This window comes from Sideroxydans sp. CL21, assembly GCF_902459525.1.
In the GTDB taxonomy this organism is placed as follows: Bacteria; Pseudomonadota; Gammaproteobacteria; order Burkholderiales; family Gallionellaceae; genus Sideroxyarcus.
On the sequence record NZ_LR699166.1, the window covers coordinates 445,179 to 458,948 of the forward strand.

Consider the following 13,770-nt stretch of genomic DNA (forward strand, 5'->3'; position numbering starts at 1 on the left):
GCAGACAACTTTATCGTCTGCCCACACGGTTCGGCATCCGCGTGGGCAGAGCGCACGGGTAAAGGCGTAGCCGTTGGGAACCCGTCGGCCTCCCCTTTGCGGGGACAAAGGCGTGCCCGCACTACATTCTGAAATTTCCGGCACTAGGCCATGCACAAAGTGACGGCAAGAAAAAAGCCCGCCGAAGCGGGCTTTGATTGTCACGCCGGAGTTTTATCAAACGCCCATGCAGACGGTGTAAGTTTGATTGTCATCAATCATACCGTTCGTCAATGTAGGTACCGTAAGTGTCGAAGGACGACTATTGCTGCTAGAGAATTCCCTTATCGAACCTCCAATTGGATTGCTGTCATCCATCTGAAGATCCAACTGCTTTGCATACTTGCCCAAAATGCCAGAAGAACAAATGATATAACTACCGTTTATCTTAGGGTTCGCTGCTGTTCCTGCTGATGGATCAGTGAAATTGGCCGAGCTAGTGATGCCGATTACGCCACCAACCGAGTTTGTAGGTAGAAGATCTCCTCCGCTCGTTGGCCCTGCTGCTAATCCAGCAAGCCTGATATGCTCCCAGAAATATTGGCTCTCATCAGTTAATGTGATTGAATCCCATGCCCCACCAATTAGCCCATCTCCATTGCCGTTATGTCCGGCTGCAGCCCCAACATGGCTTACCGCTTGGATATCATCGCCTGGCAGCGCCCTGAACTTGTCCTGATAACCATAAATGTATACTGGAACATTCCTGAAGTCCGTCGCCAGATTTTTCACCTTGGCACTATTGATGAGCTCCTGACCCTTGAGCACGCCGCCGAGCAGGAGGCCGATGATCACCAGTACGATGGCGATTTCAATTAAGGTGAAGCCGGATTGGTTGCGTTTCATTGTTATGTTTCTCCAAAGGGGTCGTTGTTTGCTAAATGTAGCCGTGCTCGGAGAATTTAGCAATAGCCATGCCATACAATGAGGTGCAGGCAAATCTTGTTGTTGTTTCCATCCGGGGCAAAATCCGGCGGATCGAGAGCTTCCGCCCGGGTGCCGCCCTGTCGAGGTTCAGCCGATTCCCGGCGGACCGCATGCCGGGAATGCGTGCCCGTAGGACTGGCGGATTATCTGGGTTAAACTTGAAGCATTTACTCTCAAGATGATGAATTTCAGACGAAATTGACGAGATGCGGACATTTTCCCTAAAAAAACTGATGCGTTCCAGCCGCTGGATCTCGTATGCCATGCTGGTGGCGTTGCACTTGGCGCTTTGGCTGGGACCCGGTAGTTTGTGGATGCACCCGCTGTTGCTGATGCATCTGGGGTCGTTTCTGTTGTGGCAACCGTTGTGGCACGGGGAAAGAAAGCTGCGCACCAGCGCTGCGGCGTTCATCATCGCCATCAGTCTGGTCACGATTTTCCTGTTCAACTGGTGGGTGCTGGCGTTCTGGGTCAGCGTGCTGTTCGCGTTGGTCGGCGGTCGCGTGTTTTCCTTTCATGCGCGCTGGCAGCGTCTGTATTACCTGCTGGTGATGGCTTACCTGCTGTCCATACTGATCTTGTATGTTGCGCCGCACTTGTTTAGCCTGCCCGGCATGGATGAGGTGATGAGCGGCCTGATGGACGTGGGTTTGCCGCTGCTGCTGGTCGGCATGGCGCTCATACCCGCCGAGCGCGATCAGGCGGAAACCGAACAGGCGGTGGACTTCATCTACATCCTGCTGCTGTTCACCCTGCTGGCTTCGCTGGTGCTGGGCAGTCTCGCCTTCATGACCCTGGAACATATCGACTATCTCAATGCCTTGCTGCGCACCTTGTTCTTTATCGCCATCGTACTGTTGGCGCTGGGCGGGTTGTGGAATCCGCGCCTGGGATTTTCCGGTTTTCAGGCCCTGTTCTCTCGCTATCTGTTGACCATCGGCACTCCGCTCGAGAAATGGCTGGGGCGGCTTTCGGCGGCGGCAAATCAGGAACAGAATCCGGAAGCCTTCCTGATTCGCGCAACCGAATATCTTGCCGAGATGCCCTGGATATCGGGGCTGTTGTGGACATCGGAATGCGGGCAAGGAAAGCTGGGAACTTTCAACAAGCATCGTATAGAAATGGTTGACCAAGACCTGAAGCTTGTCCTGTTCAGCCGCCAATCCGTTACACCCACCGTGCTGCTGCATGTCCGTTTGCTCACTCATTTGATGGGGCACTTCTACCAGGCCAAGCGACGCGAGCAGTCCTTGCGCGAGATCACACGCCAGCAGGTTATCTACGAGACGGGCGCGCGCCTGACCCATGATCTCAAGAACATGCTGCAATCCCTGTTCGCACTGACTTCGGTGGCCCAGCATCAGCCGGAAAAGGCGCAACCCATTCTGCAACGCCAGTTGCCTGTGCTGACCCAGCGCATCGAACTTATCCTGACCAAACTCAAGAATCCGCAGGCTCAGGAGGAGGAGGTTGAAATGCCGCTGGCGGCCTGGTGGGAAGGATTGCGGCAGCGGCACCAGCATCGCGGCATTGCCTGGAATGCGCCGAAGCGCCTGGATGACCGGCCGATACCGGCCCCGCTGTTTGATTGCGTCTCCGACAACCTGATCGACAACGCCTGCAAAAAATCCCAGAGCAATTCCGCGATCACCGTCGATGTTTCCCTGGAAACCGAGCCGTTCAGTCTCTGCATCAGCGATAGCGGTAGCGCCATTCCCGGCAACATTGCCCAGCAAGTACTGAATACGATCGTCCCGTCGGAAAGCGGCATGGGGATCGGCCTGTATCAGGTTGCGCGCTGGGCGGCGCAATCGGGCTACCTGCTGGAGTTGAGCGAGAACAAGGAAGGGAAAGTGACGTTCCGGTTGACGAAGACGCAATAGGCCTCATTCCAAATATAAAACCCCGGCTCTATTTTGTGCGGGCAGCATCCGTAGCAGGTAAAATCACGTTTCCATGAATGCCGTCTTGTCACCCCTTGCCCAGCGCCGCCTGGCGCGTATACAGCAACTCTCCGCCATCGAATACCCCGCCGACCTGCCTGTCGTGGCGCGGCGCGAGGAGTTGGTGCAGGCGATCGAAAAGCATCAGGTCATCATCGTGTGCGGCGAGACGGGTTCGGGCAAGACCACGCAACTACCCAAGATTTGCTTGAGTCTCGGACGCGGTGTGCTGGGTGTCATCGGGCATACCCAGCCGCGCAGGGTGGCGGCACGTTCGGTGGGTGCGCGTATTGCGCATGAGTTGAAGTCTGAACTCGGTGGACTGGTCGGCTACAAGGTGCGCTTCAACGACAAGGTGTCGCCCGATACCTGCATCAAACTGATGACCGACGGCATCCTGCTGGCGGAGATACACCACGACCCGCAGCTCAGGCAATACGACACCATCATCATCGACGAGGCGCATGAACGCTCGCTGAACATCGATTTTCTGCTGGGCTATCTGCGGCAACTGCTCCCGCGCCGCCCCGATCTCAAGCTGATCATCACCTCGGCGACGCTGGATGCGGAGAGATTTGCGAAGCATTTTGCTGCGAGTTCCCTCACCCCAACCCCTCTCCCAGAGGGCGAGGGGCTAACCCCGCTCCGCAACTCTGGCTCCCTCGCCCTCTGGGAGAGGGCTGGGGTGAGGGAGAATTACCCAATAATCCCGGAAATCCTGCTTACCCACGCACGCGAATTACGCAAGAACTCAACAGACGCAGAGCAGTTGCTTTGGGCGCTACTGAGAGACAGGCAACTGCTAGATTGCAAGTTTCGCCGCCAGCACCCGCTGGGTTCATACATCCTCGATTTCTATTGTCATGAAGTGAAACTCGCCATTGAGCTGGATGGTGGACAACACACAGAGGATGCGCAAAACAAGCATGATGAAAAACGCAGTGCATGGTTGCAGGAGCAGGGGATCACCGTGCTGCGGTTTTGGAACAACGAGGTGCTGACGAATACGGAGGGGGTGCTGCAATCGCTGTTTGATTGGTTGAATGCGGTGGGTTCCCTCATCCCACCCCTCTCCCGGGGGGAGAGGGAGTCTGAGCGGCTCTCTGAATTAAACCCCTCTCCCCCCGGGAGAGGGGTTGGGGTGAGGGAGCGCTCAGTCAGCGAAGCTCAATCTCCAAGCATGCAGCCGGCTCCCATCATCCAAGTTACCGGTCGTACCTACCCTGTCGAGATACGCTACCGCCCGCCGCAACAAAACGAAGAAGGCGATACGCAGGATGTTCCGCAGGCGATATGCAGTGCGCTGGATGAATTAAGTATCGGCGGCTTAAAAGGCGATGTGCTGGTATTCCTGCCCGGCGAACGCGAGATACGCGATACCGCAGAGGCCCTGCGCAAGCATCAGCACAAGGGTATCGAAATCCTGCCGCTGTTCTCGCGCCTGTCCATCGCCGAGCAGGATCGCGTGTTCAAACCCGCTTCCGGTGTGCGCCGCGTGGTGCTGGCGACCAATGTTGCGGAGACGTCGCTTACCGTGCCCAACATCGGCTACGTGATCGACAGTGGTCTGGCGCGCGTCAACCGCTACAGCGTGCGACAGAAGGTGGAGCAGTTGCGCATCGAGAATATCTCGCGCGCCGCCGCCAACCAGCGCGCCGGTCGTTGTGGCCGGGTGATGAGCGGCGTGTGCATCCGTTTGTATGAAGAAGCGGATTTTCTGCAACGCCCCGAGTTTACCGATGCCGAGATATTTCGTGTATCGCTGGCTACCGTGATTTTGCGCATGAGCGCATTGGGGCTGGGAGAGGTGGAAGAATTCCCGTTCATCGAGCCGCCGGGTTCGCGCGCCATTGCGGATGGTTATCAATTGCTCACTGAGTTGGGGGCGATAGCGGAGGGCGTGCCCTCACCCCAACCCGTGAATAACCCCTCTCCCCCTGGGAGAGGGCATGGGGTGAGGGAAGGGGGAGGGAGCCAGTTCCCCTCGCCCTCGGGAAGAGGGGCTAGGGGTGAGGGTGCTCGCCAGCTCACACCGCTCGGCCACGAACTGGCCAAGCTGCCGCTTGACCCCAAGGTAGCGCGGCTGTTGCTCGCGGGGCGGCAATACCAATGTCTCAACGAGATCCTCATCATCGCCAGCGCGCTGGCCCTGCAAGACCCGCGCGACCGCCCGGCGGAACGGCGCGAGGCAGCCGATGCGGCGCATCAGCGCTTCAACGACGAGCGCTCGGATTTCCTCGCCTACATCAAGTTGTGGGCGTGGTTCCAGGACGCGATCAAACACAAGAAGACCAACAAGTTGTGGGCGACCGAGTGCCGCGACAAATTTCTGTCGCCGCTGCGCCTGCGCGAATGGCACGAGCTGCACCAGCAGTTGCATGCACAGGTGTCGGAGATGGGCATGCGCTTCAACGAGCAACCCGCCACCTACGAACAGATACACAAGGCGCTGTTGACCGGCCTGCTCGGTAACATCGGCTGCAAGGGGGTGGACAAGGAGCCGTATTACCTCGGCGCGCGCGAGATCAAGTTCTTCATCGCGTCGAACTCGGTGCTGGCGAAGAAGGGCACCAAGTGGGTGGTGGCGGCGGAGATCGTGGAGACGACCAAGCTGTTCGCGCGCTGCGTGGCGCGCATCGAACCGGAATGGCTGGAAGAAGTCGGCGCGCACCTGATCAAACGCAGCTACTTCGATGCGCACTGGGAGAAGAAGGCGGCCCAGGTGGCGGCATGGGAACGCAGTACCTTGTACGGTCTGATCATCAATCCGAAGAAACGCGTGCATTACGGGCCGATGAACGTGGCGGAGTCACGCGAAATTTTCATACGCGAGGCACTGGTGACAGGCGAGTTTAACACGCAGGCGCCGTTCTTTACCCACAACCAGAAACTGATCGCCGATATCGAAGCGCTGGAACACAAGGCACGCCGCCCCGATGTGCTGGTGGACGACGAACTGATCTTCGCGTTCTACGATGAGCGTATCCCGGCAGGAATACACAACGGCGCGGCATTCGAGCATTGGCGCAAGGAGGCCGAGCGCGAGCAACCGAAACTGTTGTACCTGAAGAAGGACGACCTGATGCGGCACGAGGCGGCCGGCATCACCACCGAACAGTTCCCGCCGCAGATGATGATGAACAACGTGAGCTATGCCTTGGCTTACAACTTCGCGCCGGGCAAGAACGACGACGGCGTCACGCTGACCGTGCCGCAGGCCTTGCTCAATCAAGTGTCAGCGGCGCGCTGTGAATATCTGGTGCCGGGAGTTTTGCCGGAAAAGATTGCGCAGTTGGTGAAGTCGCTGCCGCAGAAGATTCGCCGCAATTGCGTGCCGGTACCGGAATTCGCGGCGGCGTTCAGTGCGGCTGTAAAGCCTTCGGATACGCCGCTGTTGCAGGCGCTGTCACGTTACATCCGCGAGCAGAAACAATTGGATGTGCCGCTGGATGCGTTCCGGTTGGAACAATTGCCTGCGCACCTTCTGATGAATTTCCGGGTGGTGGACGAGCACGGGCGACAACTCGGCATGTCGCGCAACTTTGCGCAGTTGCGCGGGGAGTGGGCGCCGAAGCAAACCGTCGCGGCACCGGTGGCCGTTGCGAAGAATGCGGCTCCGCAGCTGAAGAGCGCCGGGGAGCATTACACCGAATGGAAATTCGAGGATTTCAAGGCTACGCGCGAGGAAAGCCGTGCAGGACAGACCATCACCGTGTTCAACGCGCTGGTGGACGCGGGCGACGCGGTGACCTTGCAGAGTTTCGACACGCGCGATACAGCACAAGCCGCGCAGCGTCTGGGCTTGCGGCGCTTGTTCATGCTGGCGCTGAAAGAGCAGGTGAAGTACCTGGAGAAGAACCTGCCGGGTCTGCAAGCGATGGCCATGCAGTTTTTGCCTTTCGGCTCACAACAGGATTTGCAGCGGCAGGTGCTCGCTGTAACTTTCGATCGCTGCTGCCTGAACGAGCCGTGGCCGGAAACTGAGAAGGATTTCGCCGCGCGCTGCAAAGATGCGAAAGCGCGGCTGAATCTGGTGGCACAGGAAATCGCGCGTCTGGTTGCGGCAGTGCTGGCAGAGCATCATGCCCTGCAAAAAATGCTGCCCGGATTCAAGGCGCACGCTCAGGTGTTGCAGGACATACGCCAGCAGTGTGACTGGTTGCTGGGCAAGGAGTGGGTCGCGCGCACGCCGTATGAACGCATGCAGCATATGCCGCGCTATCTGAAAGCGATCAACGTGCGTCTGGAAAAACTGCGTACGAACCCGGCACGCGATGCGCAGAACATGGCGCAGATGTATCCTTTGCTGCAGCAATGGCAGCGAAGATTATCTGCACAGCATGGCGAGGTTGATGCGCGGCTGGAAGATTTCGGCTGGATGATGCAGGAGTTGCGCGTCTCGCTCTATGCGCAGGAGCTGAAAACACCGGTGATCGTGTCGGTAAAGCGTCTGGAAAAGATGCTGGCAGGCTTAAGCAGTTAAAATGGGAACAAGTTGAATCGGGGCGGATAAAAATGTCGCAAAAGAAAGTGGATGTGGTGTTGGTGGGCGGGGGTGTGATGAGTGCCACGCTGGGAACGTTGCTGTCGCATCTTGATCCTGCGCTGAAGATCATGATGGTCGAGCGCTTGAGCACGGTTGCGCACGAAAGCACGCACAGCCTGAACAATGCCGGTACCGGACATGCCGGTTACTGCGAACTGAACTACACGCCACAATTGGCCGATGGAACGGTGCAGATCAAACGCGCACTGGAGATCAATGCGGCATTCGAAATGTCGCTGCAGTTCTGGTCTTACCTGGTCGAGCAGGGCGTGTTGCCCGAGCCGGGGAAATTCATCAATCCGATCTGCCACCAGAGTTTTGTGTGGGGGGCGGAAGATGTGGCGTTCCTGCGCAAACGCTATATGGCATTGCACAAGCATCATCTGTTCGAAGAGATGGAGTACAGCGAAGACCATGCGGTGCTGCGCAAGTGGATGCCACTGGTGATGAAGCATCGCGATGCCAAGCAGGCGGTCGCCGCGACGCGGGTCAAGCACGGCACCGATGTGGACTTCGGGTTGATGACACGCAAACTGGTGAAGGCGCTGACCAGGCATCCGACTTTCGAACTGAAGCTGAGCCACACCATCATGAGCATGAAGCAGCATGACGATGGCCGCTGGCATGTGCGGGTGAAAGACAATCACACGGACAAGACCAGGACGGTCGATGCCGGGTTCGTTTTCCTCGGTGCAGGCGGTGGCGCGCTGCCGTTGCTGCAGAAATCAGGCATCCCCGAAGCGCGCGGCTATGGTGGTTTCCCGGTCAGCGGCCAGTGGCTGATCTGCAAGAATCCGGACGTGGTGAAGCGCCACTGCAGCAAGGTGTATGGCAAGGCCGCCGTAGGTGCGCCGCCGATGTCGGTGCCGCACCTGGATGCGCGCATCATCGACGGCGAGCCGGCGCTGTTGTTCGGGCCGTTCGCCAGCATCACCACCAAATTCCTCAAGGAAGGCTCGGCGCTTGATCTGTTCTCGTCGCTCAAGACGAACAACCTGAAGCCGATGCTGGCCGTGGCCCGCGACAATTTTGAGCTCACCCGTTATCTCATCACCGAGGCGTTCCGTTCGCACAAGGAGCGCATGGCCATTCTGCGCGGCTTCTATGCGGATGCCAAAGACGATGATTGGGAGCTCGCTTCGGCCGGGCAGCGCGTACAGATCATCAAGGGGTGCGACAAGAATGGCGGCAAGCTGGAATTCGGCACCGAGATTGTTACCGCAAAGGACGGCACGCTGGCCTCGTTGCTGGGCGCCTCGCCCGGCGCCTCCACTTCGGTGCAGGCGATGGTCGAGGTGATCGAGCGGTGTTTCAAACAGCGCATGAAGAGCGCCGGTTGGAAACACAAGATGAAGGAAATGATCCCATCCTACGGCGAATCGCTGGATGAAAATGTGAAATTGCTGCATGAAGTGCGGCGGCGAACGTTGAGCACGCTCCGGCTGGGATAACGATTACGGTTGGGAACCAAGCGCCAGGGCCGCGCAGGGTACCGGTTGAAAATGCGTGGTATGGCTGTGGAGATCAGCCGTTGAAGCGTTTCGCGATCAATACCGCGTTGCTGCCGCCGAAGGCGAAAGAGTTCGACATCACGGCGTCGAGTTTGACATTGCTGCGGCCCTGGTTGGGTACGTAATCCAGGTCGCATTCGGGATCGGGTTCGTGCAGGTTGATGGTCGGGGGAATGGCCTGGTTGTGCAGGGCCAGCACCGCGGCCATGAATTCAACCGCGCCGGTCGCGCCCATCAGGTGGCCGTGCATGGATTTGGTCGAACTGACCGGAACCTTGGCGGCATGAATTCCGAACACTTGCCTGATGGCTTTGGTTTCTTCGATGTCGCCCGCCAGCGTGGCGGTTCCATGGGCGTTGATGTAATGGATATCCTGCGGCTGCAACTGCGCGACGCGCAAGGCATTGAGCATGGTGCGCGTCTGTCCGGTGGCATCCGGCTTGGTGATGTGGCTGGAATCGGACGAGCAATCGTAGCCGACCAGTTCGGCATATATTCTTGCGCCGCGCGCTGTCGCGCGCTCCGCGTCCTCCAGCACCAGCATGCCGGCACCTTCGCCGAGCACCAGGCCATTGCGGTTTTTGGAGAACGGTTTGCAGGATGCTCCCGCATCGTTCGGGTCTTCCTGCGCCAGGGTGCGCAATGCTTCCCACGCTTTCATCGCGCCCAATGTAAGCATCGCCTCCGAGCCGCCGGCCAGCATCACATCGGCATAGCCGTGCTTGATCTGGCGATAGGCTTCGCCGACAGCGATGGCCGAGGAGGAACAGGCGGTGGCGTAAGTCATGTTCGCGCCTTGCAGGTGGTACTTGATGGAAACGTGCGAGGCTGCGGCATTGTTCATGCTGAGCAGGACACTTAACGGTTTGACGCGCGGCGGGTTGCGCAGGAGCGTCTCTATGTAGCCGTCTTCCAGCGTGCCGGCGCCGCCCAGGCAGGAACCCATGCAGACACCGGCGCGCGGTTGTTCTGCTGCACCGAGTTCGAGTTGCGCATCCTGCACGGCTTGCTCTGCGGCAACCAGTGCGAACTGGCTGAAACGTTCGATGCCGCTGAGCTGGATCTTGCTGAAGTGGGCGGTGGGGTCGAATCCATCAACCGGCGCACCGATGCGGATGGACAGTTGTTCGATGAAGTCTGCCTGCAGGCGCTTGATGCCGGAACGGCCTGCCATCAGGTTGCTGAAGAATTCGGCCGGATTCTTGCCGACCGGGGAGATGATGCCCAGTCCGGTGATGACGACACGCCGGTCCATGGTGCCTGCTACGCCGCGCCTTTTTGCTCGGCGACGAGCTTGTCCACCAGACTGACCACGTCCTGCAGCGTCTTGAGCTCGACGCGCTCCTCGGGCATGGTGATCTTCAGCTCGTCCTCAAGATTGAACGTGAACTCGATCACCGACAGCGAATCCAGTCCCAGGCTTTCCAAAGTCGCCTCGGGCGTAAGGTCTTCCGGTTTGAGGTCGAATTGCTTGACCATCATGTTTTGTATGGTTTGCAGGGAGCTCATAGTTGCTTGTTTCCAGTAAGAATTCAGTTCTGATTATAGCAGAAGATGAACATTAGCTGGGGGTATGTTGGGCAAGTACGTTGCCGAAGAAACGGATGGTATCCGAGGCAACCTGCTCCCGGTCGTTGTCCACGGTGACCATGTGGTAGCTGTTGTGCAGCATTACGCTTTCCACCGTCCCGGAGCCGATATGCTGGGCGATATAGTAAGCGCTGCGCGGCGAGGCGACTTCGTCTTCCACGGCGTGAATGACGATAGCGGGGGCGGTGATGCGCGACATGGTCTTCTTGACGGCGGCGATCAAGCGCTCCGCTTCCTGGATGGCGGGCAGGTTCAACCGGCTGGCACCGACCATGGAAGCATCCTTGTGCGCCATTTCGCGCGCGACCCAGCGGCGCAATTGTTCGTTCTTGAGGCCGAAGGGTTCGCGCTCTTTATAGGTATACCAGTAGCGGATCGGCCAGATGTAGCCGAGATATCGAAAGCACCGGTACCAAGGCATGGACCAGCCGTCGTACCACAGCGTGGTAGACAGCAGCGTCAACGCCGCAACCTCGTCACCCAGTTCTGCGGCGATACTGAGCGACAAGGTTGCACCTATGCACAGTCCGCCCAGCGCCACGGTTTTATATTGCCGTTTCAAAGTCCGGAACTCGTCCAATGCCTTCGCGTGCCAGTCCTGCCAATGGGTGACCGAGCGCGGCGTATCGCCGTGCTCGAAGCCGTAACCCGCAATGTGCGGCAGATGTACCGTGTAACCGGCCTGCTGCAGGCGCTTGGCCAGCGGCAGGAGTTCGGCCGGGCTGCTTTGCAGTCCGTGGATCAGCAGCACAGCGTGTTCACCACCAGCAAGCGTGATTGGACTCATTAATCAAATTCGGTAACCAGAGGGGGCGGCATTCTAACAAATCCGGCCGCATCCGGTTTGGCATGTCTGCACCGCTTGGTTATCCCGCATGCAGCGCCATAGTCCGCTGCGCTATAATCAGAGAGAGATTCATTCAGGTATTTAAAAAAATCATGGACAAACAACTGCGCGAAGCCGCGCTGCAATATCACCGTCAGTCTCCAGCCGGAAAGATTTCGGTCAATTCCACCAAGCCGATGATCACCCAGCGCGATCTTTCGCTGGCGTACTCGCCCGGCGTAGCGGCGGCCTGCGAACTCATTGTGGAAAATCCGGCCGAAGTCCGCAATATGACTGCCCGCGGCAATCTGGTGGCGGTCATCACCAACGGTACGGCGGTACTGGGTCTGGGCAACATCGGCCCGCTGGCAGCCAAGCCGGTGATGGAAGGCAAGGGCGTGCTGTTCAAGAAATTCGCCGGTATCGACGTGTTCGATCTGGAGATCAATGAGCACGATCCGGACAAACTGGTGGACATCATTGCGGCGCTGGAGCCCACTTTCGGCGGCATCAACCTGGAAGACATCAAGGCGCCCGAGTGTTTCTACATCGAGCGCAAGCTGCGCGAACGCATGCGCATCCCCGTGTTCCATGACGACCAGCACGGCACCTCCATCATCGTCGGTGCGGCGCTGCTGAACGGACTTAAGGTGGTGGGTAAAGACATCGCAAAGATCAAGCTGGTAGTGAGCGGCGCCGGTGCGGCCGCTTTGGCTTGCCTGGACATGCTGGTGGATCTCGGCGTGAGGATGGAGAACATCATCGTCACCGACATCAAGGGCGTGGTGTACAGGGGCCGCACCGAGGAAATGGACGACAACAAGGCGCGTTATGCGGTGGAGACTTCGGCGCGCACGCTGGGCGAAGTCATCGCCGGGGCGGATGCGTTTCTGGGTTTGTCCGCCGGCGGGGTGCTGAAGCCGGAGATGGTCAAGCTGATGGCAGCCAAGCCGTTGATCTTTGCCTTGGCCAATCCTACGCCCGAGATTTTGCCGGAACTGGTCAAAGAGGCGCGATCCGACGCCATCATGGCGACCGGTCGTTCCGACTATCCGAACCAGGTGAACAACGCGCTGTGCTTCCCCTACATCTTCCGCGGTGCGCTGGACGTCGGTGCGACCACCATCAACGAAGCGATGAAAAGGGCGGCGGTATACGCCATTGCCGAACTGGCCGAGGCCGAACAGTCGGATGAAGTGGCAGCGGTATATGGCGAGGAGAACCTCTCCTTCGGTGCCGAACACCTGATCCCCAAGCCGTTCGATCCCCGCCTGATCACGCGCATCGCGCCCGCGGTCGCCCAGGCGGCGATGGACAGCGGCGTGGCGGAACGCCCCATCGCCGATATGGAAGCGTATCGCGAGCAGTTGTCGCAGTTCCTGTATCACTCGAACATGCTGATGAAGCCGGTGTTCAACCTTGCCAAAAAGTATCCGAAACGCCTGGTTTATGCGGAGGGAGAGGACGAGCGCGTGTTGCACGCTGTGCAGATCGTGGTGGACGAAGGTCTTGCCCATCCTATCCTGGTCGGCCGTCCCGCGGTGATCGAACAGCGCATTGCCAAGCTGGGTTTGCGCATACGCGCAGGCGAACATTTCGAACTGGTGAACCCCGAGTTCGACAGCCGCTACCGGGAATACTGCGCCGAATACCATCGTGTCATGCAACGCCAGGGCGTGACGCCGGAGACGGCCAAGCGCGAGATGCGCCGCCGCAACACGCTGATCGCGGCAATGCTGGTGCGCATGGACGCGGCCGACGCCATGCTGTGCGGTACCGTGTCGCAGCCGCTGAGCCATCTGCGGTATATCAACGAGGTGATCGGCCAGCATCCGGGCGCACATGTGTATGCGGCGATGAACATCCTGATGTTGCCCAGGCATACCGTGTTCATTTGCGACACGCACGTGAATCTCGACCCGACGGCCGAGCAGGTTGCCGCAATGACGCTGCTGGCGGCGGAAGAAGTGCGACGTTTCGGCCTGACTCCCAAGGTGGCGCTGTTGTCGCATTCCAACTTTGGCAGCCACAAGGATGCCTCGGCGCAGAAAATGAGCCGTGCGCGCGAATTGCTGGAGCAGCTCGCACCGGAACTGGAGGTGGAAGGCGAGATGCACGGCGATGCGGCGCTGTCGGAAACGCTGCGTCTGCAGGCATTTCCGGCGTCGCGCCTGAAGGGCGAGGCTAACCTGCTCATCATGCCGAATCTGGATGCGGCGAACATCGCGTACAACCTGCTGAAGATAACTGGGGGCGAAGGCATCACCATCGGTTCGATCCTGCTGGGGGCGAACAAATCGGTACATATCCTGACAACGACTGCGACAGTACGCCGTCTCGTGAACATGAGCGCACTGGCGGTTGCCGGTGTAAAAAAACATTAAGGGG

At 58.8% G+C, this 13,770-nt stretch carries 8 protein-coding genes; 4 read left to right on the forward strand and 4 right to left on the reverse strand.

All coding sequences use genetic code 11. From position 1 onward, the window contains the following. Positions 1 to 216: 216 nt before the first annotated feature. A complete protein-coding gene (locus QOY30_RS02220; RefSeq protein ID WP_283743007.1) occupies positions 217 to 885 on the reverse strand; it encodes a prepilin-type N-terminal cleavage/methylation domain-containing protein in 669 nt (222 codons plus the stop codon). A gap of 287 nt (positions 886 to 1,172) precedes the next feature. Between QOY30_RS02220 and QOY30_RS02225 the strand changes: the two genes are divergently transcribed. The 3 genes from QOY30_RS02225 (at position 1,173) to mqo (ending at position 8,906) form a co-directional block, all read left to right on the forward strand. Continuing rightward, positions 1,173 to 2,849 carry a sensor histidine kinase gene (locus tag QOY30_RS02225; protein ID WP_283743008.1) on the forward strand — a complete coding sequence of 559 codons (1,677 nt, stop codon included), beginning with the start codon at positions 1,173 to 1,175 and terminating at the stop codon, positions 2,847 to 2,849. 73 nt (positions 2,850 to 2,922) lie between these two features. Next, a complete protein-coding gene (hrpA, locus tag QOY30_RS02230) occupies positions 2,923 to 7,392 on the forward strand; it encodes an ATP-dependent RNA helicase HrpA (RefSeq protein WP_283743009.1) in 4,470 nt (1,489 codons plus the stop codon). Positions 7,393 to 7,424: 32 nt separating this feature from the next. After that, positions 7,425 to 8,906 carry a malate dehydrogenase (quinone) gene (gene mqo, locus QOY30_RS02235; protein WP_283743010.1) on the forward strand — a complete coding sequence of 494 codons (1,482 nt, stop codon included), beginning with the start codon at positions 7,425 to 7,427 and terminating at the stop codon, positions 8,904 to 8,906. Positions 8,907 to 8,979: 73 nt separating this feature from the next. Here mqo and QOY30_RS02240 read toward each other — a convergent pair whose 3' ends face one another. From QOY30_RS02240 to QOY30_RS02250, 3 genes are read right to left on the reverse strand one after another with little or no spacing between them, the layout of a single operon-like run. Then, a complete protein-coding gene (locus QOY30_RS02240; protein WP_283743011.1) occupies positions 8,980 to 10,221 on the reverse strand; it encodes a beta-ketoacyl-[acyl-carrier-protein] synthase family protein in 1,242 nt (413 codons plus the stop codon). An 8-nt stretch (positions 10,222 to 10,229) separates the two neighbouring features. Further along, positions 10,230 to 10,475, reverse strand: a complete 246-nt coding sequence (locus QOY30_RS02245; protein ID WP_283743012.1) for an acyl carrier protein — start codon at positions 10,473 to 10,475, stop codon at positions 10,230 to 10,232. Between the two features lie 52 nt (positions 10,476 to 10,527). Further along, complete coding sequence (locus QOY30_RS02250; RefSeq protein ID WP_283743013.1) at positions 10,528 to 11,343, reverse strand: alpha/beta hydrolase; 816 nt, start codon at positions 11,341 to 11,343, stop codon at positions 10,528 to 10,530. Positions 11,344 to 11,495: 152 nt separating this feature from the next. Here QOY30_RS02250 and QOY30_RS02255 point away from each other — a divergent pair, with 152 nt between their 5' ends. Beyond that, on the forward strand, positions 11,496 to 13,766 hold the full coding sequence (locus QOY30_RS02255) for an NADP-dependent malic enzyme (protein WP_283743014.1): 2,271 nt from the start codon (positions 11,496 to 11,498) through the stop codon (positions 13,764 to 13,766). The last annotated feature ends 4 nt before the right edge of the window (positions 13,767 to 13,770 follow it).

Bases quoted from the DNA above. Each gene is read 5' to 3' on its own strand.
- QOY30_RS02220 (WP_283743007.1), bottom strand. From the start codon at position 885: ATGAAACGCAACCAATCCGGCTTCACCTTAATTGAAATCGCCATCGTA.
- QOY30_RS02225 (WP_283743008.1), top strand. From the start codon at position 1,173: ATGCGGACATTTTCCCTAAAAAAACTGATGCGTTCCAGCCGCTGGATC.
- hrpA (WP_283743009.1), top strand. From the start codon at position 2,923: ATGAATGCCGTCTTGTCACCCCTTGCCCAGCGCCGCCTGGCGCGTATA.
- mqo (WP_283743010.1), top strand. From the start codon at position 7,425: ATGTCGCAAAAGAAAGTGGATGTGGTGTTGGTGGGCGGGGGTGTGATG.
- QOY30_RS02240 (WP_283743011.1), bottom strand. From the start codon at position 10,221: ATGGACCGGCGTGTCGTCATCACCGGACTGGGCATCATCTCCCCGGTC.
- QOY30_RS02245 (WP_283743012.1), bottom strand. From the start codon at position 10,475: ATGAGCTCCCTGCAAACCATACAAAACATGATGGTCAAGCAATTCGAC.
- QOY30_RS02250 (WP_283743013.1), bottom strand. From the start codon at position 11,343: ATGAGTCCAATCACGCTTGCTGGTGGTGAACACGCTGTGCTGCTGATC.
- QOY30_RS02255 (WP_283743014.1), top strand. From the start codon at position 11,496: ATGGACAAACAACTGCGCGAAGCCGCGCTGCAATATCACCGTCAGTCT.